We start from the raw sequence: 2,291 nt of genomic DNA, 5'->3' as shown, positions 1-2,291 counted from the left end.
CGCGGCGCCGAACGTCGGCGCGCCGTCGAGGTCGGCTCGCGTGATGCCGTGCAGGAGGACCGGGCCGGGCGGCACGCCGGGTCCGGGGTCGACCAGGGTCGACAGCTCGCCGACGACGGCGCCGTCGGCGCGGACCCGGACCGCGGCCAGCTCGACGACGTGCCCCGGCCGCAGCCCGGTCGTGCGGACGTCCAGCGCGGTGAAGTCGGTGCCCTGCGCGGGATGTCCGCCGGCGCCGAGCAGCGGGAGGGATTCGATCACGCCCCGCTGGTCGTTTTCCCGGCGGGCGTTGTCACAGCTTTTCGGCGTGGGCGCGTGGTTCGTGACGAGATCGTGACGGCAACATTCCGTCCGATAACGACTGGTGGTCGATCACGGGCCCGGGCGTAACAACGGCGGGAGGTTTCCCGAGTACACCGTCGGCACCCCGCGTCGAAGAACAGGGAATCCCGGATGAAGCGCTTTCCGAACTGGCTGAAGATCGTCTTGGCCGCCTTCGGCGTCCTGTTCGTGCTCGGCGCGATCTTCGGCGAGGCACCGGAGCCGGAGCCCGTCGTGGCGGCGGCTCCCGCGTCGTCCACACCCCCGCCGGCCAGCACGACTTCGACGACGGCGCCGGCCGCGGTCACCTACACCGTCAGCGCGGTGACCGACGGCACCACCGTCGTCGTCAAGGGCAGCGACGGCACCACGAAAACGGTGCGCGTGCTCGGCGTCACCGCCCCGCTCGCCGGCACGGGTTGCTACGCGACGGAATCGCTGAACTGGGCGGTCACGACGCTTTCCGGCAAAGCCGTGACACTCGGCGCGGAAACCGCGCGGGGCATCGCGGTGACCCTCGCCGACGGCCGGGATTACGCGGCTCTCGCGATCCAGCTGGGATATCTGAAGTACACCGCGGACGCGGCGCTGCCCGCGCTCGCCGGCGCCGAATCCGCGGCGAAGCAGGCGACCACCGGCTTGTGGGGTCCGCCGTGCAACGGCACCATCGACGCGCCGGCGCCCACCACGGCGGTCCAGCCGGTGGCCCCGCCTCCGCCCGCGACGACCAAGGCGGCGCCGAAGCCGCCACCCGTCGTCCGGACCACCGAAGAGCCGCCGGCCCCGGAACCGGACCACAGCGCCTACTACGCGAACTGCTCCGCCGCGAAGGCCGCCGGCGCCGCCCCGCTGTACCGCGGCGAACCCGGCTACCGGTCCGCGCTCGACCGCGACGGCGACGGCGTGGCCTGCGAACGGTGATCTAACCTGGTCCGATGACCACCGCCGAGGAATTGCTCGGCAGGCTCGTGGGCCTGGACCGGGACGGGCTGGCGAAGGTGCTGGCCCACCGGCCGGACGTGCTGGCGGAGCCGTGGCCGCGGCGGCTGGACGTCGTCGCCGCGCGGCTCGCGTCGCCCGAATCCGTCGACGAGGCACTGCTCGGGTTGTCCATGCCGCAGGCGCAGGTGCTGCGCGCGGTCCAGTTGTGCGACGCCCTGAACCAGGCGCCGGTGCCGCTCGGCGACGTCAGCGCGTTGCTCGGGGGCGCCGCCGTCGAGTCCTTTGTGGACGAACTCGCCGAGCGCGCCCTGCTGTGGCGTGAAGCCGGCGAGATCGTCCTGCCGGAAGTGCTGCAGCGCCACAGCTTCCACGCCGAAGGGCTCGGCCGGCCGGTGGCCGATCTGCTCTCGGAGCTCACCACGATCCAGCGGGCGCACCTGGCCCGCAACCTCGGGGTCGCACCCAAGGACCTCGTCCGGCACTTCCGCGACGGCGACCGCGTCCGGGAGCTGTTCGCCACCGCGCCCGAGCGGACGCGGAAGGTGTTGCGGGACATGGCCGACGGCGTCCCCGAGGTCGACGGCATGCCGCCGCTCGGCTGGGCGCTCGACCACGGCTTCCTGTTCGGCACCTACTACGGCGGCACCGCGATGCCGATCGAGGTCTCGCTCGCCCTGCGTGGTCCGGACCACCGGCTGCCGTTCACGCCCGAGGAGCCGGAGTACGCCGTCACGCACGTCGGGATCGAGCCGGGCGAGGCCACCTCCTCGGCCGCCGCGCTGCGGTTGCTGGACCGCGTTTCGGCGATCCTCGAGCTCGCCGCCGCGGAGCCGCTCCCGCTGCTCAAGGACGGCACGATCGGGACCCGGCTGGTCAAGAAGGTCGCCAAGGACACCGGGGCGACGCCGGCCGAGGTCGAGCTGGCCATCGACCTCGCGGCACAGGCCGGGCTGCTGCTCGCCGACGAGCCGCCGGTTCCCCGCCGCGGCCACAAGGCGCCGCCGCCCACGCTCGCGCCGGACCCGGAC

At 73.5% G+C, this 2,291-nt stretch carries 2 protein-coding genes and 1 pseudogene; 2 read left to right on the top strand and 1 reads right to left on the bottom strand.

The genetic code is table 11. From position 1 onward, the window contains the following. The coding region (locus G3I65_RS18940; RefSeq protein ID WP_309235554.1) for an exonuclease domain-containing protein at window positions 1-261 on the bottom strand (261 nt) is incomplete at its 3' end. Between the two features lie 192 nt (window positions 262-453). Here G3I65_RS18940 and G3I65_RS18935 point away from each other — a divergent pair. Together G3I65_RS18935 and G3I65_RS18930 are read left to right on the top strand one after the other, a co-directional pair. Continuing rightward, a complete protein-coding gene (locus tag G3I65_RS18935; protein ID WP_160697289.1) occupies window positions 454-1,242 on the top strand; it encodes an excalibur calcium-binding domain-containing protein in 789 nt (262 codons plus the stop codon). Between the two features lie 14 nt (window positions 1,243-1,256). Continuing rightward, window positions 1,257-2,291: pseudogene (locus G3I65_RS18930) on the top strand (hypothetical protein); the annotation flags it as partial.

This window comes from Amycolatopsis sp. SID8362, from assembly GCF_010550475.1.
Taxonomy (GTDB): Bacteria; Actinomycetota; Actinomycetes; order Mycobacteriales; family Pseudonocardiaceae; genus Amycolatopsis; species Amycolatopsis eburnea.
This window is presented reverse-complemented; position numbering and strand designations above follow the sequence as displayed.